The organism is Diplocloster agilis (assembly GCF_019042275.1).
GTDB lineage: Bacteria > Bacillota > Clostridia > Lachnospirales > Lachnospiraceae > Diplocloster > Diplocloster agilis.
The window spans coordinates 20,287-40,898 of sequence record NZ_JAHQCW010000009.1 but is presented as its reverse complement, the minus strand read 5'-3'; the positions used below and the strand labels follow the sequence as shown (position 1 = coordinate 40,898).

At 50.6% G+C, this 20,612-nt stretch carries 17 protein-coding genes; all 17 read left to right on the top strand.

What is annotated here, in order from left to right:
- Positions 1 to 3: 3 nt before the first annotated feature.
- Positions 4 to 1,332 carry an ABC transporter substrate-binding protein gene (locus KTH89_RS07405; RefSeq protein WP_238721234.1) on the top strand — a complete coding sequence of 443 codons (1,329 nt, stop codon included), beginning with the start codon at positions 4 to 6 and terminating at the stop codon, positions 1,330 to 1,332.
- Between the two features lie 547 nt (positions 1,333 to 1,879).
- Positions 1,880 to 3,316, top strand: a complete 1,437-nt coding sequence (proS, locus tag KTH89_RS07400) for a proline--tRNA ligase (protein WP_238721233.1) — start codon at positions 1,880 to 1,882, stop codon at positions 3,314 to 3,316.
- Between the two features lie 40 nt (positions 3,317 to 3,356).
- A complete protein-coding gene (locus tag KTH89_RS07395) occupies positions 3,357 to 4,694 on the top strand; it encodes a CCA tRNA nucleotidyltransferase (protein ID WP_238721232.1) in 1,338 nt (445 codons plus the stop codon).
- Between the two features lie 293 nt (positions 4,695 to 4,987).
- Positions 4,988 to 5,464 carry an RNA polymerase sigma factor gene (locus KTH89_RS07390; RefSeq protein WP_238721231.1) on the top strand — a complete coding sequence of 159 codons (477 nt, stop codon included), beginning with the start codon at positions 4,988 to 4,990 and terminating at the stop codon, positions 5,462 to 5,464.
- Entirely contained in the window at positions 5,464 to 6,897 is a 1,434-nt protein-coding gene (locus KTH89_RS07385; RefSeq protein ID WP_238721230.1) for a DUF4367 domain-containing protein, read from the top strand. Before KTH89_RS07390 ends, KTH89_RS07385 begins: the two co-directional genes overlap by 1 nt.
- Positions 6,898 to 7,108: 211 nt before the next feature.
- Positions 7,109 to 8,104 (top strand): CotS family spore coat protein, encoded by a 996-nt coding sequence (locus tag KTH89_RS07380; RefSeq protein WP_158348599.1) that lies wholly within the window; start codon positions 7,109 to 7,111, stop codon positions 8,102 to 8,104.
- 155 nt (positions 8,105 to 8,259) lie between these two features.
- The gene (locus tag KTH89_RS07375; RefSeq protein ID WP_158348600.1) at positions 8,260 to 9,996 is read left to right on the top strand and encodes a phospho-sugar mutase; all 1,737 of its coding nucleotides are present in this window, start codon (positions 8,260 to 8,262) and stop codon (positions 9,994 to 9,996) included.
- Between the two features lie 55 nt (positions 9,997 to 10,051).
- On the top strand, positions 10,052 to 10,462 hold the full coding sequence (locus tag KTH89_RS07370; RefSeq protein ID WP_158348601.1) for a MazG family protein: 411 nt from the start codon (positions 10,052 to 10,054) through the stop codon (positions 10,460 to 10,462).
- Between the two features lie 91 nt (positions 10,463 to 10,553).
- The gene (locus KTH89_RS07365; RefSeq protein WP_158348602.1) at positions 10,554 to 10,829 is read left to right on the top strand and encodes an HU family DNA-binding protein; all 276 of its coding nucleotides are present in this window, start codon (positions 10,554 to 10,556) and stop codon (positions 10,827 to 10,829) included.
- A gap of 683 nt (positions 10,830 to 11,512) precedes the next feature.
- Positions 11,513 to 11,752 (top strand): RNA-binding S4 domain-containing protein, encoded by a 240-nt coding sequence (locus tag KTH89_RS07360; RefSeq protein WP_158348603.1) that lies wholly within the window; start codon positions 11,513 to 11,515, stop codon positions 11,750 to 11,752.
- Between the two features lie 121 nt (positions 11,753 to 11,873).
- A complete protein-coding gene (gene yabP, locus KTH89_RS07355; protein WP_158348604.1) occupies positions 11,874 to 12,158 on the top strand; it encodes a sporulation protein YabP in 285 nt (94 codons plus the stop codon).
- Positions 12,159 to 12,164: 6 nt separating this feature from the next.
- Positions 12,165 to 12,653 (top strand): spore cortex biosynthesis protein YabQ, encoded by a 489-nt coding sequence (gene yabQ / locus KTH89_RS07350; protein ID WP_158348605.1) that lies wholly within the window; start codon positions 12,165 to 12,167, stop codon positions 12,651 to 12,653.
- A 29-nt stretch (positions 12,654 to 12,682) separates the two neighbouring features.
- Entirely contained in the window at positions 12,683 to 12,991 is a 309-nt protein-coding gene (locus KTH89_RS07345; RefSeq protein WP_158348606.1) for an FtsB family cell division protein, read from the top strand.
- Between the two features lie 647 nt (positions 12,992 to 13,638).
- A complete protein-coding gene (locus KTH89_RS07340; RefSeq protein ID WP_158348607.1) occupies positions 13,639 to 15,483 on the top strand; it encodes a SpoIIE family protein phosphatase in 1,845 nt (614 codons plus the stop codon).
- Positions 15,484 to 15,564: 81 nt separating this feature from the next.
- Complete coding sequence (gene tilS / locus KTH89_RS07335; RefSeq protein ID WP_238721229.1) at positions 15,565 to 17,070, top strand: tRNA lysidine(34) synthetase TilS; 1,506 nt, start codon at positions 15,565 to 15,567, stop codon at positions 17,068 to 17,070.
- 1 nt (position 17,071) lies between these two features.
- Positions 17,072 to 17,593 (top strand): hypoxanthine phosphoribosyltransferase, encoded by a 522-nt coding sequence (hpt, locus tag KTH89_RS07330; protein ID WP_158348609.1) that lies wholly within the window; start codon positions 17,072 to 17,074, stop codon positions 17,591 to 17,593.
- Between the two features lie 36 nt (positions 17,594 to 17,629).
- Positions 17,630 to 19,426 carry an ATP-dependent zinc metalloprotease FtsH gene (gene ftsH / locus KTH89_RS07325; RefSeq protein ID WP_238721300.1) on the top strand — a complete coding sequence of 599 codons (1,797 nt, stop codon included), beginning with the start codon at positions 17,630 to 17,632 and terminating at the stop codon, positions 19,424 to 19,426.
- Positions 19,427 to 20,612 lie beyond the last annotated feature (1,186 nt).

Sequence of the window (20,612 nt, the reverse complement as noted above, 5' to 3'; positions counted from 1 at the left end):
ATCATGAAAAGAAGAGTAATGGGGATTTTATTGACTGTGGTTTTGGCGGCGGGACTTTTGACCGGCTGCGGCAGCGGGGGAGCAGAGGAGAATACAGGCTCGGCTGCCGATGCACAGGAGACGGATGCCGGGCAGGAAAAGGTAAAAAAAGAGAGCTCCGGTAAAGCGGTGGAAATTACCTGGCTGCATCATTTTCAGGAAGAGGGGATTAAAGTATGGGTCGACGACATGATCCAATCCTTCGAGGCGGAAAACCCGGACATCCATATCAATGTGGAAACCGTCCCTTACAATACCTACGACCAGACCCTGAAAACAAAAATCGCGTCTGACGACGCCCCGATGATCTTCGACCTGGCGGGCCAGGTGTACTATGAGGAATATGCAAAAGCCGGCCATCTGTATGATGTAACGGATATAGAAGGGCTTGATCATATCGATGCGAGCTATCTCCCCGACGGTCAGGTTGAGGGCCGGCAGTACGCGGTTCCCCTGGATGTGAACGGGTATGCGATCTTTTATAACAAAGCTGTTTTTGACAAATACCAATTGAAAGTACCTACCACCTTGACTGAATTAAAAGAGATATGCGAGGTCCTGACGGAGAATGGAGTCCAGCCCTTTGCCGCTCCCATGCAGGAACTCTGGGGCCTTCAGGAATACGTGGATGTGGCCGGGTTCCCGGTGTTCGGCACCCCGGACTGGTTCACCGACAAAATGAACCTGACCTCCCATTTCGCGGATGACGAAGAATTCAAGGAAGCCATCAAAAATTATTTCAGCTTCAAGCCCTACTGGGGAGAGGACCCCTTCGGAACCAACTGGGACACCGCCCAGAATATGGTAGCCACCGGAGAAGCAGCCATGGTAGCCAACGGTTCCTGGGCCATTGACGGGATCACCGCGAAAAATCCCGACTGTGACGTCAGAGTATTTGCGATGCCCACCACCGATGACCCCAGCGGCGCCGTGATGATCCTGAGGCCCGGAAACGGAATCTGCCTGTATAACAGCACGGACACGGATAAACTGGAAGCCGGCAAAAAATTCTATAGCTGGCTGCTGAGCAAGGAATCCGGTGAAAGCTACGCCACCAACGGATTCAAGATCTCCACGGCAAAGGGAGTGGACTTAAGCTTCTCCGACGGGCTTATGGATATCCAGTCCTATCCGGCTGAGCAGGTGTGGAACAGTTCAGGCCTGACGCTGTTTTCCGACGAATACTATCAGATCTTCTATGAAACCATTTTGAATTACTCGATGGAGAACGAGATGGATGTAGAGGGGCTGTGCGAAAGTTTGGATAATGATTTCGCATCGATTCGAAATTAAGGAAAGGGGACATGTCCATTTCGGTTGGTTCTTCCTCGGGTTTGGGGTATGCCCGCTGCTTAAGGCAGGGGACAGAGACGGTACCCGGGGAGCCTCCCGGCCGACGGAGCCTTTTTGTCTCCCCGGAAGCGCAGAGGGCTTGCGCTGGCAGCTGCTAAGTGGAATCGAAAAGCCGGGTTCAGGAACCGAGCCTATTCACCAGGAACACGTGAGGTGTTCCCGGTTCAGAGGCTCTTGCCCGTCGGACGTGAAGTCCGCCGGGCATCCTGAACCCGGCTTTTCGATTCCCCTAAGCGCTGCACAGCCGCCCTATGGGCTTCCGGGGAGACAAAAAGGCCCCGTCGGCCGGGAGGCTCCCCGTATACCGTCTTTGTCCCCTGCCTTAAGCAGCGGGCATGCCCCTAACCCGGGGAAGAACCAACCGAAATGGACATGTCCCCTTTTGTCTTTCTCCGGCATATCCTCTCCATTTTCCATAAAAGAACTTGACAAATCCCCACGGATAGTAATAATTAAAGGAAGGAGAACTTATAAAGGAGAAAAGATCATGGCGAAAGAAAAGAAACTGGTGGAAGCCATCACCTCCATGGAGGAAGATTTTGCGCAATGGTACACCGATGTAGTAAAAAAAGCGGAACTGATAGAATATTCCAATGTGAAAGGCTGTATGATCCTTCGCCCTAATGGGTATGCCATCTGGGAAAATATCCAGAAAGAATTAGACCGGCGGTTCAAAGAGACCGGCGTTGAAAATGTATATATGCCGCTGTTCATACCGGAAAGCCTGCTGCAGCGGGAAAAAGACCACGTGGAAGGATTTGCCCCGGAAGTAGCCTGGGTGACCCACGGAGGCATGGAACCCCTCCAGGAACGTCTCTGCGTCCGGCCTACATCCGAGACACTATTCTGTGATATGTATTCCAATATCATCCAGTCCTACCGGGACCTTCCCAAGCTGTATAACCAGTGGTGTTCGGTAGTGCGCTGGGAGAAGACGACCAGGCCTTTCCTGCGTTCCATGGAATTCCTGTGGCAGGAGGGCCATACGGCTCACGCCACCGAAGAAGAGGCGGAAGAACGCACGATCCAGATGCTGAATGTATACGCGGATTTCTGCGAGCAGATATTGGCGATCCCGATGATCAAGGGGAAGAAGACCGACAAAGAAAAATTCGCCGGCGCCCACTCCACATACACCATCGAAGCCCTGATGCACGATGGAAAAGCGCTGCAGTCAGGCACCAGCCATAACTTCGGGGATGGATTTGCCCATGCGTTTGATATCCAGTACACGGACAAGGACAATAAGCTCCAGTACGTCCATCAGACCTCCTGGGGAATGTCCACCAGAATCATCGGTGCCATTATCATGGTACACGGCGATGACAGCGGCCTGGTTCTGCCGCCGAGAATCGCTCCCGTGCAGGTTATGATCGTGCCCATCGCCCAGCACAAAGAGGGCGTTCTTAACAAGGCTTATGAATTGAGAGACCGCCTGGCGAAGAGCTTCTCCGTGAAGGTGGACGATTCCGACAAGAGCCCCGGCTGGAAATTCAGCGAGCAGGAGATGCGGGGGATTCCCACCCGGATCGAGATCGGTCCGAAGGATCTGGAAGCGAATCAGGCGGTAATCGTCCGCCGGGATACCAGAGAGAAGATCGTCGTTTCCCTGGATGAGATCGAGACGAAGCTGGCCCAGGTGCAGGAGACGATGCAGCAGGAGATGCTGGAGCGTGCCAGAGCCCACCGGGATGCGCATACCTATCAGGCGGCCAACTACGAGGAGTTCAAAGAACTGATCGCAAACAAACCGGGCTTTGTCAAAGCTATGTGGTGCGGGGATGAAGCTTGTGAGCTGAAGATCAAGGAAGAGACCACGGCCACCTCCAGATGTATGCCTTTCGAACAGGAACATGTGGCGGATACCTGCGTATGCTGCGGAAAACCTGCGAAGACCATGGTGTATTGGGGAAAAGCATATTAATAGGAAGCATATGAATGTAAAGCAATAGGAGTAATTGAATATGAAGATACAACTGCCTGCAAAAGTAAGCACGATTTTGCAAACATTGGCGGCAGAAGGCCATGAGGCCTTTGCCGTAGGCGGCTGTGTCCGGGATTCTATCTTGGGAAAGGAGCCGGGAGACTGGGATATCACCACGTCTGCGACTCCTTTTCAGGTGAAGCAGATCTTTGAACGCACCATAGATACCGGCATACAGCACGGTACGGTTACGGTGCGTCTGAATAAGGAAAACTTCGAGGTCACCACATACCGCATCGACGGGGAGTACGAGGACAGCCGGCACCCCAAGGAAGTGAAATTCACGAAAAAGCTGGAAGAGGATCTGAAACGCCGGGACTTTACGGTCAACGCCATGGCTTACAATGACGAAGCCGGCCTGATCGATCTGTTCGGGGGCCTCGACGATCTTCAGCATCAAACGATCCGCTGCGTGGGTGATCCCGCCGAACGCTTTGACGAGGACGCCCTTCGCATCTTACGGGCGGTCCGCTTCGCGGCCCAGCTGGGCTTTCGGATCGAGAAGGATACCTGCCGCGCGATCCGCCGTATGGCTTCGAACCTGGTCTATATCAGCGTGGAGAGAATCCAGACGGAATTGGTTAAACTGCTGGTCTCCGACCACCCGGAGACGCTTATGCAGGCTTATGAGATGGGGATTACCGCTGTGATCCTGCCGGAATTCGACGCCTGTATGAAATTGGTTCAGAATCATCCGGACTATAGTTATAATGTAGGGGAACATCTTCTGAAGGCGGTGCGGCTGGTTCCGCCGGATAAGGTGCTCCGCCTCACGATGCTGCTCCACGACGCCGCCAAACCGGTCACCAGAACTACGGATGCGGACGGGACGGATCATTTTTACAAACACGCCGTGCAGGGCGAGCGCATGGCCCGTACGATCCTGAACCGCCTGCGCTTTGACAACGACACGGTGCACGCGGTCTCCCATCTGATCAAATACCACGACTATCAGGTGGCTCCCAACGCCAGGAGCATTCGCAGGGCGATGAACCAGATCGGCCCGGAATATTTTCCCTGTTTCCTTCAGGTCAGGAGGGCCGACTACCTGTCCCAGAATCCTGCGCTTATTAGAGCCCGGCTGGTAAAGTTTGCTCAGATTAACAGCTTGTATGAAACCGTGCTGGAGAAAAGGCAGTGTGTGATTTTGCAGGATCTGGCGGTGGATGGAAAGGATCTGCTGGCGATTGGGTATCCCCAGGGACGCTTGGTGGGTGAAGCACTCCGAAAGCTATTAAATATGGTTTTGGACAATCCGGAATATAATAATAGAGAATACTTGCTGGAACGAGCGTCGGAGTTTTTAAGGGATGCATAAAATTTCCTGCTCAAGGAATTATGATTTTCTAAACGAAAAGTAAAGAGTTATAACGGAATAAGATAAAATAAGATAATAGAAATAAAATAATATGTAAAAGCCTTGCAGATGTTATGATGTGATGTCTGTCAGGCTTTTTCATTGAAAAGAGCTTTTTTATGGAAGGATTGCAAAGAAATTTACACCCGGCTAAAATGAAGGTAGAAAAAATAAAATTCAATGGGACCGAATTCCCCCTTCGTGCATCTAACTTATGAAACAAAAAGAAATGCCGGCCGGCAGGAAGGACAAAAATGAAGAAGGAACAATTAGGAGAGCTGATTATTGCTTCCGAGGACACCATGTATCATGTGGCCAGAACGCTTCTGCGCAATGATGCGGACTGCGCGGATGCCATACAGGAAGCAATCGTAAAAGCATTTACAAAACTGCATGCATTGAAATCAGATGCCTATGCCCGGACCTGGCTGATCCGAATCCTGATTAACGAATGCTATAAAATTATGAGAACAGAAAAACGGATTGTCTCTCTGGAAAGCTATATGCCGGAAGAATCGGCGGAACAAAGCAAGGATTATTCCGATCTGTACGAGGCGGTCAGCCAGCTGCCCAAAGACGCGAGACTGACCATCATCCTGTATTATGTAGAGGGATACAACGTCCGTGAAATCGCACAACTGCTGGATCTTTCAGAAAGTGCAGTCAAAAACCGCTTGGCCAGAGCCAGGGCACGATTAAAAAATGAGTTAGAAGCTAAGGAGGCGCTGTGATGAGATTAGAAGATATGAAACAGGAATTCCCCAACATGCCGGAAGATATGAAAGCAATGGTAGAACGGGAAGTTGCGAAGCAGATAAAAACCGTAAAACCCCATTTCTCAGCCGCTAAGATTGCCATAGCATCCGCGGTCGCCGTAATGGTAATGGGAACCACCGTATTTGCGGGGGTCAAGCTATATCAGATGAACCGGGAGCCGGCAGGAACATATGCGGTAGAGACCAAGATACAGAAAACAGAAGGAGCCGAAGCGGGAACACAGGCGCAGTCAGTTCCGGCCGAAATACCTGCCGTAACATTAGAAACCGGTTATATCCCTGAGGGGATGATTCAGACGGAAGAAGGTAAATACAGCTACTCCGACACTCCCAGTATAGGAGGGATCAGCATAGTCCTTTATGGTATGGATCAGGGGGACGACGCATTCCGGGTACTGGATAAGGGAGTGCTGAACAGCGAAAATATTCTGGCCGGAGGCCATGAGGGTGTTTACCTGGAAATGCAGAAAGGCAACGACGGAAGCGTCTATTTTAACCAGAGAATCTATCTCTCCTTCCCGGAGGTACACCACGTAGTCCAGATGTACGTAGGAGAGGATGTAACCAGGGAAGAGGCCTTAAAGACGGCGGAAGGAATCCGTCTGACCCCTGCTGAGAATGAAAAGGACAGCACGCCCGCTCTTGCATGGAGCGACTATGCTGCCTCCGTGATAGAGAACGAAGAATTAAGCGAATCCGATGAATCAGGGATGTGCCTCACCGTACCAAAAGAGAGAATGGAGAATGTCCACAAAATCGGTGATGTATTCTCGCCCCTGGATACTGAACTGGCAGCCGGACTGAAGATAAAAGTAACGGATGTGCAGATCGCAGACGATGTAAGCCTTCTGAACCCGGCCTACATGGACAGCGAATTCGACGGAGCGGTAGATGCCGGCGGCAAACTGCTTCCGAATACAATCAACTACATTAAGACAGGCAATGGCGTAGATTCCCTGGATGAAATAATCAAAACACGGGAAGTGCATCAAAAACTGGTATACGCAACCGTCGAATACCAGAATACCGGAAATACCGAGTTAAACGACGTCCTGTATTTTGGAAGCCTCATGAAAATTCAGGAAAATACGGATAATTTCGCCATCTACCAGGGCGAGACCCCGCAGCCGGGAGACCAGTGGAATGTAAGCCAGGGAACCAGCCTGCTGCAGAATCGGGATATGCTCTACAGCGATGTCCTGGGCGGATCGGAAAACAAAAACTATATCAGCAGCATCAAACCTGGCGAGACGGCAACGGTCCATATGGCATATGTCGTAAACGAAGATGAACTGGATAAACTCTATCTGAATCTGGACACTTACGGCGGCAGCTTTGAATTTTCAGATACTTGTCTCGACATGGGACTGGTTGATATTCGGCAATAATTTTAACTGTATATTTACGATGGCGCCGGCCTCCCCTGACAGGAGGCCGACCCTTCTATATTAAAGAAAAGAAGCTGCCCTGCCGGTTGACTGCCCCATCCGGATTCGGCAGGCAAGGCCCTTAGAATCCTCCGCCATTCTGCATACTTTACCCCGCCCTTTCATAGAATAGAAAGAACACCTTAGAAGGAAAACAACGGGGGGATGGAAAGTGAATGACAGGGGCCTTAGCGTTTTAGAACAATATGATTTACAGATTTTCACGACTCGCAGGGGAAGAGGGGCCCTCATTTGTGAGACAGATCAGGGGAGTAAGCTTTTGAAAGAATTTCAGGGGTCCAGGTTTAAGCTGGGATACCAGCAGAAGATGTTAAAGGGCCTGGAATCGGAAGGCTTTCCGGCGGATACTCTGGTCGAAAATAAAGAAGGAGAACTCATATCCTTAGATCGTGACGAAACCCCCTATATCGTTAAAAAATGGTTTGAGGGCCGGGAGTGCGACACCAAGAGTGAGCAGGACATTCTGGCTGCGGTGAGGAAGCTGGCTGCACTACATAAGTATATGAAGTTTGAGGATTTTAAGACTTTAAGCCCGGAAGAACAGAACAGGCTGTGCGCGGAAAACCTGATTCTGGAATATGAGCGGCATAACAAAGAGCTGAAAAAGGTCCGGAACTTTATCCGCAGCAAGAGAAGAAAATCCCAGTTTGAACTGTGTTACCTGAACCATTATCAGGAATTCTATGAACAGGGAGAAAAGACCCTCGATCAGATACAGAACTCGGCATATAAGAAACTGTGGGAGAAGGCGATCCATGAGGGCAGCGTCTGCCACGGGGAATTTAATCATCATAATCTGGTTTACTGCCGGGAAGGCGTGATCGTGACCAATTTCGATAAATGCTGTGTAGATCTCCAGATCAGTGATCTCTATCATTTCATGAGGAAGATCCTGGAGAAACATGACTGGAATACCGCGCTTGGAAGCAAGATGCTGGACCAGTATGTGAAGGTGCGCACAACGGACAACAGCGAGCTTCAGAATCTGCGGCTGCGTCTGTCCTATCCGGAAAAATTCTGGAAGGTGGCCAATCATTATTACAACGGAAACAAGGCGTGGATACCGGATAAAAATACGGAGAAGTTAGAAATCCTGGTCCGCCAGAATGTCGAACGGGAGCGGTTTTTGCAGGAACTATTTTCCTGAGATTCGCTATGAAAGAGTTTCTTTTTTTCCTTTTTTATTATATAATGTCTCTAGCAGGGAAGTGCCATCGATGAGCAAGAACCTTCGATGGCGCCTTTCTATATACTCCTCCGGTCAGTGCGGGCGGAGTAAGAGATCATAAAGGAGGTTCTACCATGGATTACAAGGAATTGTATCAGGAGTGGCTTGCAAATCCTTATTTTGACGAAGCTACGAAAGAAGAACTCAAGAGTATTGCTGACGATGAAAATGAGATTAAGGAGAGGTTTTATACCGATCTGGAATTCGGAACAGCCGGACTTCGGGGAGTGATCGGAGCCGGTACCAATCGTATGAATATCTATACGGTACGGAAAACCACCCAGGGACTGGCCAATTACATCAACGGTATCGGCGCTCAGGACAAGGGTGCGGCAATTGCTTATGACTCCAGGAGAATGTCCCCGGAATTCGCCCAGGAAGCTGCGTTGTGCCTGGCGGCCAATGGCATTAAGGCATACATATTCGAATCTCTGCGACCGACCCCGGAATTATCCTACGCGGTCAGAAAATTAGGCTGTATCGCCGGAATCAACATCACGGCCAGCCATAACCCGCCGGAATATAACGGTTATAAGGTATACTGGGAAGACGGCGCGCAGATCACCCCGCCCCACGACACCGGTATCATGGCGGAAGTGAAGAAAGTGACCGACTATAATACGGTGAAAACCATGGACAAGGACGCCGCACAGGCCGCCGGTCTCTATCAGGTTATCGGCAAAGAGGTGGACGACCCCTATATCGAAGAGCTGAAAAAACAGGTCATTCATCCGGAAGCGATCAAGGCGGCGCAGAAGGATCTGAAGATCGTCTACACCCCCCTTCATGGGACAGGCAATATCCCGGCCAGAAGAGTGTTAAAAGAGCTGGGCTTTGAAAATGTCTACGTAGTACCGGAACAGGAACTGCCCGACGGGGAATTCCCCACCGTCAGCTATCCGAATCCGGAAGATAAAGCGGCCTTTAAGCTGGCTCTTGAGCTGGCGGCGAAGCTGGATGCGGATCTGGTCCTGGCTACCGACCCGGACGCGGACCGACTGGGCGTCTATGTAAAAGATACCAAAACAGGGGAATATATCACATTAACCGGCAATATGTCCGGCTGCCTGCTGGCGGAATACGAGATCGGCCAGCGTAAAGCGCAGAATGGAAGCCTTCCCGAGGACGGCGCTCTGATCAAGACGATCGTTACCAGCAACATGGCAGACGCCATTGCAAAATATTACAACATCCGCCTGATCGAGGTGCTGACCGGCTTCAAATTCATCGGCCAGCAGATCCTGGGATTTGAGAAGAGCGGCAAAGGAACCTATCTCTTTGGCTTTGAGGAAAGCTACGGCTGCCTGATCGGTACCCATGCCAGAGACAAGGACGCGATCGTCGCCACCATGGCCCTGTGTGAAGCGGCGGCCTATTATAAGACCCAGGGCAAGACCCTGTGGGACGCCATGATCGACATGTATGAGAAATACGGCTATTACAAAGATGACGTCAAGTCCATCACCCTAAAAGGGATCGAGGGACTGGCGAAGATCCAGGAGATCATGGAAAACCTGCGCAAGGAGACCCCGGCCGAGATTGGCGGCTGCAAGGTATTGTCCGCCAGAGACTATAAGTTAGACACCGTGAAGAACATGGCCACCGGGGAAGTTACCGGCACAGGATTGCCCGCCTCCAACGTCCTTTACTATGATCTGGAAGGCGATGCATGGGTATGTGTCCGCCCGTCCGGCACGGAGCCCAAAGTAAAATTCTATTACGGCATCAAGGGCAGTTCCATGGAAGACGCGGAACAAAAATCAGAGGCTCTTGGAAAAGAAGTGCTGGCTATGGTAGAGTGCATGCTGTAGAACATAATATGAGCAATCACAATCAGTGATTGTCCCGGAAAGGGAAGAGGGAGCTATGGAAAAAAGCTACTCATTTGCAGAGCTGGTGGATATTATCCGGAATCTGCGTTCCGAGAATGGCTGCCCCTGGGACCGGGAGCAGACCCACGAGAGCCTGAAACCATGTCTGACGGAAGAATGTGAAGAAGTGATTCAGGCCATCGACAATAAGGATGACGAGAACCTGTGCGAGGAGCTGGGAGACGTACTGTTACAGGTCCTGATGCACAGCCAGATTGCAGAAGAAGAAGGCCGGTTTACCATCGATGACGTCATCAATGAGATAGCCCGGAAAATGATACGAAGGCATCCACACGTATTTGGTGACGGACATGCCGATACGTCCGCGGAGGTCCTGTTAAACTGGGAAGAGATCAAGAAAGCGGAAAAGGCCGCAAAAGCGGCAAAACATCACGAAATTCCTTGACAAATAGGGCGGAAACAGTTATAACTAATTTTGAAGTGTTTATAGCTTTAATACTACTATTGCAGTAAGAAATCAGAGGAGGAGTTCATCCATGAGCAGACAAGATTTAGTAGCGGCTATGGCCGACAAAACAGGATTATCCAAAAAAGATGCAGAAAAAGCTGTGAAAGCGTTTATCGATGTTGTATCTGAAGAATTAGTAAAAGGCGGAAAAGTTCAGTTAGTAGGCTTCGGTACTTTCGAAGTTGCTGAAAGAGCAGCCAGAGAAGGACGCAATCCCCGCAGTGGCGAGGCTATGACGATCCCGGCTTCCAAAATGCCGAAATTCAAAGCTGGAAAAGCTTTAAAGGATGCTGTAAACGCATAATTCTGTTACCTCAGGATCTGAACTGATTAGGGCTGTCACGCGAAAGTGTGGACAGCCCTTTTTTTGAGGGGGGCGGGAATCTGGCAGGGCCTGGAACGGTGCTTCCCCGGGGGTGGAGGTATCCCGCTGCTTGGGGGATAGGAACGCGGGCGGTATCCGGGGAGGCTTCCGGCGGACGGGGGCTTTGGTGGCTCCTTGGGAGCGCGGAGGGCTTGCGCTGGTATCCGTTAAGTGGAATCGGAAAGCCGGGTTCAGGAACCGAGCCTATTCACCAGGAACACATGAGGTGTTCCCGGTTCAGAGGCTCTTGCCCGTCGGACGTGAAGTCCGCCAGTCATCCTGAACCCGGCTTTCCGATTCCACTAAACGGATACTCAGCCGCCCTATGCGCTCCCAAGGAGCCACCAAAGCCCCCGTCCGCCGGAAGCCTCCCCGGATACCGCCCGCGTTCCTATCCCCCAAGCAGCGGGATACTCCCACCCCCGAGGAAGCGCCGTTCCAGGCCCTGCCAGATTCCCTTTTATCGGGGCGGCTCGGTCTCGGGCGCCGGCTTAAGTGAATTAGAGTATTATTTGCAGACCCGGATCGGAACAGGACTGCGCGGGGAGTTGATGGGAGGGTATGTTATGTGGTATGGTATAAGAGCGATTTGGATTAATTAATATTAGATAGGAGAAATTGACATGAGATTAGATAAATATCTGAAGGTTTCTAGACTGATCAAGCGCAGAACCGTGGCTAATGAAGCCTGTGACGCGGGAAGGGTCAGTGTGAATGGGAAAGTGGCAAAGGCCAGTGTGGATATTAAGGCGGGAGACATCATAGAGATCCAGTTCGGAACCAGGAATGTGAAGGTAGAAGTTCTGGATGTGCAGGAAACAGTGAAAAAAGACGAGGCCGGCGAGTTGTTTAAATATTTATAATCCGGTTATAAATGGACGTCCCCTTTCATAGAATTTACGAAAGATGAATTTGCCGCTAACGCGGCCCGCCGCTGGCGGAGAGTTTCGCATGCGAATCTCTATAAAAGAAGGGGGTCCTATCGTGGAAGAAAGACAAACGCAGAGAGCTCACAAGGTGATCTTAAATAACCGCAAATCGGGAACCATTAGTGGTGTTTCGGACGTGCTGTCCTTTGATATTAAGGAAATTTTGTTAGAGACAGACCAGGGTATGCTTATGATTAAGGGGAACGATCTGCACGTGAACAGGCTGACGCTGGAAAAAGGGGAGGTTGATATCGAGGGGCAGATCGACAGCCTGACGTATTCCGATGTCAGCGGTTACGCAAACAAAGGCGAATCCCTGCTCGGAAGACTGTTTAAGTAGGCGCCTATGAGTCAGGATATCATGCGGGAAACCCGTTTTTTCTTGAACTGCGTTCTGTCGGGGGTTTTTATCGTATTTATTTACGATGTGTTGAGGATCTTTCGGCGGGTGGTGAAACACGGAGTGATTTTTACCGCTTTTGAGGATCTGTGTTTCTGGGTCATGAGCGGTCTGCTGATTTTCAAGATGCTCTATACGGAAAACGACGGAATCATCCGGGGGTTCTCCATCGCTGCCATTGTACTGGGAATGCTTCTCTATAACATCAGCATCAGCCCATTTTTTGTGAAATACATCTCAGCGGCGTTAAACTTTATTGTTCGCACCATATTGAAAATCATAGGTTTTCTTCTGCGTCCGCTGCGCTGGATGGGAAGGACTGCGGCCAGGCCGGTTAAGCATGTCGGAAATCGTCTGAAAAAACTTCGAAAGTTTTTTGGGAAACGATTGAAAAAACTGGGCAAAGAAGTTAAAATGGTAATACGCAGACATTAATCAGGGTTTTCAGACAGCGAGGTAAGCTTATGGCCAGGAGAAGAAAGAAAAGAAGAAATCAAAACAAAATCGGAATGAGAATCGTTGCGGTAGTCGTTCTGGCCCTCGTCGTAGTGGTCAATGCGAACAGTATGAACCTGCGGGCAAAAAGCGGAACATACCAGGAACGCACCGATAAGCTTAACGCACAGATAGATGAAGAAAAGCAAAGAACAAAAGAGATAGAAGACTTGAAGAAATACGTGAACACTAAAAAGTACATTGAAGAGGTAGCTAAGGACAAGCTGGGGCTGGTCTATGACGACGAGATCATCTTCAAGCCGGAGGATAGTAAGTAAATATCTCTAATTCATCACCACAACGATATGAAAGAGCCATACACGGATCAGGAGGGGATATCAGAATCCCTAAATTGAACCTTTTACAGGGCAGGATAAAAGCCGTTGCAGTACCGCTGGTTGAACAGCGAAGCTGCAGCGGTTTTTTCTGTCCAAACGGATACTTCAGGTACCGGAACGCGGTCTCATTCTCCTAAAAAGAATGAGCTCCCTCCATCCGACTTTGTCAGGCAAAACCGAAAATATTTGTCTAAAAGTTTTTGAAAATCGGTCTTCCGTTTGACAAAGATTTTAAATCCAAGCCTCTATAATACCGCAGTATCAGCACAGAACGCCGTAGGGATGACGGTGGCTTCTGCGCCGGTAACAAAAAAAGCACGCAGGACGCCAATCATAGATACCGCGTAAAACAATCGGTGCATAAAAAAGAAGCACAACGCATTGCGTACACGACAAGGAAGCGGTACAAGAAAACGTGGAACTGCGGACAACTACATATAGTGATTTAGGGACATGTCCAAATCAGAATGGGACATGTCCAAACCAGAATGTACATGTCCCAAATCGGTAAATTGTCTGAAGGCGGGCGGGGCATGGCGCAGGAAATGAACATAATCATTGAAGAGTGAAAGGGGAGGCTGATCGTCATGAAAAGAGTATCTTGGAGGAAGTTGGCTTTGCAGGTGGCAGGATTTGGCGCGGGAGGATTGGCGGTGATGGGGTATTTCCCAGTGGGACTGGCCTGGTTCTCGGCGGTGTATTTGGAGAACGCGTACCGGGCCCTGATTTTCCCGGCGGTATTGATAGGAATTGCTACCCAGGGGACGCTGCTGCAGGTGGCAAAGTATGGACTTTGCATGGTGATTGTCGTGGTACTGACCAACCTTCTGGAAAATGGAGGAGAACGGGTCGGAAAGTGGGCAGTGGGTTTTTTCGCCGGGGCCGGGATCGCTGCAATGGAATTTACCGATTATTTATTGATGGTACGGCCAGTCAACGATCTGATTCGGGGCATTTGCGAGGGAGTCCTTGTGTTCGCGCTGACGGTTATCTTTGATGGTATGATCGGAAAGTTTTTGTGGTTTTCCTTTCGAAAGAAAGAAAAGATCGTGGAAGAGTATAATCCGGTGCGGGAGCGGATGAAGGGCCTGGCAGAGTCCTTTCAGAATCTGGCCAGCACAGTTTCCCAGATGCCCAGCTACCAGGAGACCTTATCGGAGCAGGACGTGGGACGGATGTTTGATGAGATCGCGGACCGGATCTGCCAGAACTGCGAGCGGAAGCAGAAATGCTGGAAAAATGATTTTCTGGATACGTACAAGCTTACATACGAAATCTTTACGGATATCGAACAAAATGGGGAACGCCTAAGCCCGGGCATAGAGCAGCAGTTTTCCCACCGTTGTATCCACAGCAAGCGGTTCCTGTCAGAGACCGTGGATATATTTAAGAGAGCCAGGCAGAACCTGCTCTGGAATAATAAATTGATGGAAAACAGAGAGGCCGTAGCGGCGCAGCTAAGCGAGGTGGCCCAGATCATGGTCACGGTCGCGGATGATATGAAAGAAGGGGAACAGCAAAATGAAGACTTAGAGGATATGATCCGAAAAAAGTTGAGAAGTATGAGAGTGTCGGTTTCTTCCGTCTCCATGCTGGAGAACAGGGAAAAACGGCAGGAGGTGTACCTGACCATGAAAGAACAGCGGGGAAAATGTATCTCGACCAAAGAGATCGCAAATGCGCTATCCAAAGTGATAAAGAAGCCCATGGTGCCGGCCAGGGACAGCCGGAATTTCGTAGGGCAGGAATATGGGACGACTCAGTTTGTGGAGGATACAAATTTCAAAGTGCTGTACGGGGTGGCCAGGTCCACGAGAGAAGACGAAAAGATCTCCGGAGATAATTTCGCATTTACTCAGACAGAGAACGGACAGCTGGTGGTCAGTCTGTCCGACGGTATGGGATCGGGTATCCCCGCCTGCCAGGAGAGCGAGCAGGTGATCGAACTGCTGGAGCAGTTTTTGGAGGCTGGGTTTTGTAAAGAGACAGCCATTAAATTAATTAATTCTGCGCTGGTCATAAGGACCGATGCACAGACCTTCTCCACGGTCGATATCAGCGCATTTGACTTATATAGCGGGGTGTGCGAGTTCCTGAAGGTCGGAGCCTCCACAACCTTTATTAAGCGGGACCACTGGGTGGAGGCCATCACCTCCACCAGCCTTCCCATGGGAGTTTTCCATCAGCTGGATTTTGATTCGACGAATAAAAAATTGTATGACGGGGACTTTGTCATTATGGTCACCGACGGCGTGCTGGACGCTCTGCCCATCGAGGAGCAGGATACGCTGATCCGGGAGATTATCATGGAAGCGGATACAAATAATCCAAAAGAGCTGTCCAGACGCATTCTGGAGCGTGCAAAGGAATATAATGACAATAAGGCCAGAGACGATATGACGGTTCTGGCCATCGGAATCTGGAAAAAATAAAGAGGAGGGAAAAAGGAAAAGCCAGCTTGCATTTTCTGCCGGAACTCTATATATTTAAAGGATGAGAAGGAGCTTCGGGACATGATTCAAAAAATTTTGAAATTTATCACGGAAAATGACATGCTGAAGGCCAATGACAGGGTAATTGTAGGCGTATCTGGAGGAGCGGACTCCGTATGCCTGCTTTTTACGCTGATGGAAATCCGCAGGGAGATTCCGCTGACGCTGGCGGCAGTTCATGTGGAGCACGGCATCCGCGGCGAGGATGCCAAGGAGGACGCGAGATATGTACAGCGGCTCTGTCAGGAATATGATATCCCTTTTCGGAAATACTGTTACCGTGTGGCTGAGATCGCCAGGGAAAGAAAGCAGTCCGTGGAGGAAGCCGGAAGGGAACTGCGCTATCAGGCGTTTGAAGAGGCATGCCGGGAGTATCATGCGAATAAAATAGCAGTGGCGCATCATATGGATGATGATGCGGAGACCGTACTGCTGAATCTGTTCCGGGGAAGCGGGCTTAAGGGACTGGCCGGAATCCCGGCGGTAAGAGGGAAGATCATCCGCCCTCTGCTGTGCGTAACCAGGCAGGAGATCGAGCGGTATCTGTGGGATCGCGGGATCACCTACCGCACGGACGCGACGAACCTTACGGAGGAGTATGTACGGAACAAGGTCCGCCTGAATATACTGCCTTATGCGGAGCGTGAAATCAATACCAAGGCAGTGGAGCATATCGTAAAGGCTGCCGGCCAGATAAAAGAAGCAGAGGATTTCCTGGAGTCCTACGCCGGTGAGCGATTTAAAACCTGTGCCAGGATACAGGAGCCGAAGGGACAGGGGCCTCTGACGGTGAGTCTGGACGTCTCGGCCATGTCTGGGGAAAAGCCAGTGATCCGCCGCCTTCTTCTGCGCCGGGGAACGGAGCTGCTGGCAGGGCAGATGAAGGACATCACGGCCAGACATATTGAGATGCTGGATCAGCTCACCTTAGCGGGGGTGGGAAAGGAAGCGCATCTTCCTTACGGGATCATCGGCAGGCGCGGTTACGATCACATCCATTTGTTCCGGAGCATGTCTTGTTCCGTATCCGGGCCGGAGGATGCAGGGCCGGAGGACGCAGGGGCTGCTCATTCTGATAGAAAGGATATTTCCCGGAATCGAGACAGGATTTCGGCGGAATTTGATTATCGGGTACCGGGCGGAGTTAAGGTGGAGCCGGAGGAGGGCGGAATTTTGGAATTGCCGGGATACCGCTTTTTGTTTAAGGTCAGGAAATGTGAGAATTCCGAAGCTTTTCCGGAAAAGAACTATACGAAATGGTTTGATTATGATAAAATAAAAAATGGTGTCCGGATCCGGACCAGGCAGACGGGGGATTACATGGTCGTTAATTCCGGGGGGGATCACCAGAAACTGAAATCCTATTTTATTGACCGCAAGATCCCCAGGGAGAGCAGGGATAACATCCCGCTTCTGGCGGATGCAGATCATATTATATGGATTATCGGGTATCGTATCAGCGAGTGGTATAAGATCACCAAAGATACAAAAAGAATCTTAGAAGTACAGGTAGAAAAGGAGAATTGAGATGGCGGATAAAATAAGTGTGTTATTGACGGAGCAGGAAGTTGATGACAAGATCAAACAAATCGGTATGCAGATCAGCAAGGACTATGAAGGTAAGGATGTACACCTGATCTGTATTTTAAAGGGCGGCGTATTCTTTATGTGCGAGTTGGCCAAGAGAATCACCGTACCCGTATCTCTGGACTTTATGGATGTCTCCAGCTACGGAGACGATACCAGCTCCAGCGGCGTTGTAAAGATCGTGAAGGATCTGGATGAACTGCTGGAAGGAAAGCATGTGATTATTGTAGAAGATATTATTGATTCCGGACGGACTCTTCACTATCTGATGGAGATCCTTAAGAAGCGTAACCCGGCGAGCCTTAGGCTTTGTACCCTTCTGGATAAACCGGAGCGCAGAGTAGTGGATGTGAAGGTGGATTATGTAGGTTTCAATATTCCAGATAAATTTGTCGTGGGCTACGGCCTGGACTACGCTCAGAAATATAGAAATCTCCCCTATATTGGAGTAATTGAGCAGTGAAAGGAGATTTGACGCTTGAATAAACAATCAAGGGGTATGGGATTCTATCTGCTGATCCTGGTGGCGGTACTGTTCATCTTTATGATGCTGAACCAGAATATGCGCAGTACGGATGACTATACCTATAAGCAGATGGTCACAGACCTGAAGGAAGGCAAGGTTACAAATGCCAGAATCCAGCAGAATCAGGAAGTCCCTACCGGTAAGGTGGAGCTGTATCTGGATTCCAACGAAGTAAAGACCCTTTTCGTGTCGGATGTCAACGAGACGGAAGTGCTTCTGCGGGACAACGGCATCGACCCGATTCTCACGGATGTGGCCAGGGACAACAAATTTTTAACCATCGGGCTGCCGATCCTGGTAACCGCAGGACTGGTCATCTTCCTGTTTATGATGATGAACCGGCAGGCAGGCGGGGGCGGCGGAACGAAGATGATGAACTTCGGCAAGAGCCGTGCCAAGATGGCCAATGATTCCAACGTGCGGGTTACGTTTAAGAACGTAGCCGGTCTGGATGAAGAAAAAGAGGAGTTAAAGGAGATCGTGGATTTCCTGAAAGCTCCGAAGAAATATATACAGGTAGGGGCCAGGATTCCCAAGGGAGTTCTGCTGGTGGGCCCTCCCGGAACCGGTAAGACGCTGCTGGCCAAAGCGGTGGCGGGGGAGGCGGGAGTTCCGTTTTTCAGCATTTCCGGTTCGGACTTTGTGGAGATGTTCGTAGGCGTGGGCGCGTCCCGTGTCCGCGATCTGTTCGAGGAAGCCAAGAAAAATGCCCCCTGTATCATTTTCATCGATGAAATCGACGCGGTAGCCAGACGACGCGGCACCGGTATGGGCGGCGGCCACGACGAGAGAGAGCAGACATTGAACCAGCTTCTGGTAGAGATGGACGGTTTCGGCGTCAATGAGGGAATCATCGTAATGTCTGCCACCAACCGTGTGGATATCCTGGATCCTGCGATCTTACGCCCCGGACGTTTCGACCGTAAGGTGGGAGTCGGCCGTCCCGACGTAAAAGGCCGGGAAGAAATACTGAAAGTACACGCCAAGGGCAAACCCCTGGGCGATGATATCGATTTAAAACAGATAGCCCAGACAACAGCCGGATTCACCGGCGCGGATCTGGAAAACCTCCTGAACGAGGCGGCCATCTTCGCAGCCCGGGAAGAGCGGGATTATATTATCCAACAGGACATCCGCCGTGCGTTTGTCAAGGTCGGAATCGGAGCGGAGAAGAAGAGCCGTGTCATCACAGAAAAAGAAAAACGCATCACCGCCTACCATGAAGCGGGCCATGCGATTCTGTTCCACGTTCTGCCCGATGTGGGCCCGGTCTACACCGTGTCCATCATTCCCACAGGAATGGGCGCCGCCGGTTACACCATGCCTCTTCCGGAGAGCGATGAGATGTTCAATACAAAAGGCCGCATGCTCCAGGATATCATCGTAGATCTGGGCGGCCGGGTGGCAGAGGAGTTAATCTTTGACGATATCACCACCGGAGCCTCGCAGGATATCAAGCAGGCCACCGGTATCGCCAAATCGATGGTGACTAAGTACGGCATGTCGGAAGCCGTAGGCCTGATCAGCTACGACAACGATGAAGACGAAGTGTTCATCGGCCGTGATCTGGCGCATACCAGAGCCTACGGAGAGTCCGTAGCCCAGAAGATCGACAACGAAGTAAAACGGATCATCGATGAGTGCTACGCGAAGGCCAAAGCGATCATCAAAGAGCATGAAGAAGTTCTGCACCGCTGTGCGGATCTCCTGTTAGAAAAGGAAAAAATCAACCGCGATGAATTCGAAGCTTTATTCCAGCCCGAGGCCTGATTCTGTGCAATAAAACGAGGACTTTCGTCAGAATGACGAAAGTCCTCTGTTAATTTCTCACAAAAAAACATATCCATTTTTGTAAAGTTTGTGCACACTTATCCGCCCCCCAATGCTATAATAAATATCGTAAAAACCCCCCCCAATACATTATATAGTTTTTGCTACACCCCATAAGAAAGAAATACCTTCTCCAAAGAAGCCAGCGCCAGCTGGCTTCTTTACTTTTAGGGATAATGTACTTTTAGGGACAATGGGCCGGGAAGGCCTCTGAGGGCCGGGATGAGATGCTCCTGTCTGGGGAGGCGGGACGGTCGCCAGTCCTCCGGCGGACTAAGGGTTGGATGCTGGCTGCTGCTAAGTGAAATCCAGGCCGCAGATTCAGGAACCGGGCCAATTCACCAAGGACTGTGGCACGCACTTAGCGCTCTTCCCGGGGGCTTCGGATGTCCGCTGCTTAGGGCTTGGAACCGCGGGCGCTATCCGGGGACGCTCCGGGTGGCCGGGTTCTTTTGTATCTCCCTGGGAGCGCGGAGGGCTAGCGCTGGAATACGCTAAGTGAAATCGAAAAGCCGGGTTCAGGAACCGAGCCTATTCACCAGGAACACGTGATGTGTTCCCGGTTCAGAGGCTCTTGCCCGTCGGACGTGAAGTCCGCCGTGCATCCTGAACCCGGCTTTACGATTTCACTAAGCGTATTCACAGCCGCCCTATGCGCCCCCAGGGAGATACAAAAGAACCCGGCCGCCCGGAGCGTCCCCGAATAGCGCCCACGGTTCCAAGCCCTAAGCAGCGGACATCCGAAGCCCCCGGAAAAAGCGCTAAGTGAGTGCCACAGCCCCCGGTTCAGTGGCCCGGTTCCTGAATCTGCGGCCTGGATTTCACTAAGCAGCAGTCAGCATCCAGCCCTTAGCACGCCGGAGGACTGGCGACCGTCCCGCCTCCCCAAACAGGAACATCTCATCCCGGCCCCCAGAGGCCTTCCCTACTTTGGTAAAAGCTGGGATTCTACTTAAATAAATCAATCAGACATTTTATGTTTTTTATTCAAATATCTTTTAACGGAAAAGTAGGCGGAACACACGAAGAAAGCACCAAAAATCAGACATCTTATTAATAAATCTAATGGAAGGACAAGGGTCTCACGAAAGAAAGTTATTTTAATTTCTTTCGTAAGATGTAACGC

Excerpts from the sequence above, each read along its gene's own strand:
- KTH89_RS07405 (WP_238721234.1), top strand. The coding sequence starts at position 4 with ATGAAAAGAAGAGTAATGGGGATTTTATTGACTGTGGTTTTGGCGGCG.
- proS (WP_238721233.1), top strand. The coding sequence starts at position 1,880 with ATGGCGAAAGAAAAGAAACTGGTGGAAGCCATCACCTCCATGGAGGAA.
- KTH89_RS07395 (WP_238721232.1), top strand. The coding sequence starts at position 3,357 with ATGAAGATACAACTGCCTGCAAAAGTAAGCACGATTTTGCAAACATTG.
- KTH89_RS07390 (WP_238721231.1), top strand. The coding sequence starts at position 4,988 with ATGAAGAAGGAACAATTAGGAGAGCTGATTATTGCTTCCGAGGACACC.
- KTH89_RS07385 (WP_238721230.1), top strand. The coding sequence starts at position 5,464 with ATGAGATTAGAAGATATGAAACAGGAATTCCCCAACATGCCGGAAGAT.
- KTH89_RS07375 (WP_158348600.1), top strand. The coding sequence starts at position 8,260 with ATGGATTACAAGGAATTGTATCAGGAGTGGCTTGCAAATCCTTATTTT.
- KTH89_RS07370 (WP_158348601.1), top strand. The coding sequence starts at position 10,052 with ATGGAAAAAAGCTACTCATTTGCAGAGCTGGTGGATATTATCCGGAAT.
- KTH89_RS07365 (WP_158348602.1), top strand. The coding sequence starts at position 10,554 with ATGAGCAGACAAGATTTAGTAGCGGCTATGGCCGACAAAACAGGATTA.
- KTH89_RS07360 (WP_158348603.1), top strand. The coding sequence starts at position 11,513 with ATGAGATTAGATAAATATCTGAAGGTTTCTAGACTGATCAAGCGCAGA.
- yabQ (WP_158348605.1), top strand. The coding sequence starts at position 12,165 with ATGAGTCAGGATATCATGCGGGAAACCCGTTTTTTCTTGAACTGCGTT.
- KTH89_RS07345 (WP_158348606.1), top strand. The coding sequence starts at position 12,683 with ATGGCCAGGAGAAGAAAGAAAAGAAGAAATCAAAACAAAATCGGAATG.
- KTH89_RS07340 (WP_158348607.1), top strand. The coding sequence starts at position 13,639 with ATGAAAAGAGTATCTTGGAGGAAGTTGGCTTTGCAGGTGGCAGGATTT.
- tilS (WP_238721229.1), top strand. The coding sequence starts at position 15,565 with ATGATTCAAAAAATTTTGAAATTTATCACGGAAAATGACATGCTGAAG.
- hpt (WP_158348609.1), top strand. The coding sequence starts at position 17,072 with ATGGCGGATAAAATAAGTGTGTTATTGACGGAGCAGGAAGTTGATGAC.
- ftsH (WP_238721300.1), top strand. The coding sequence starts at position 17,630 with ATGGGATTCTATCTGCTGATCCTGGTGGCGGTACTGTTCATCTTTATG.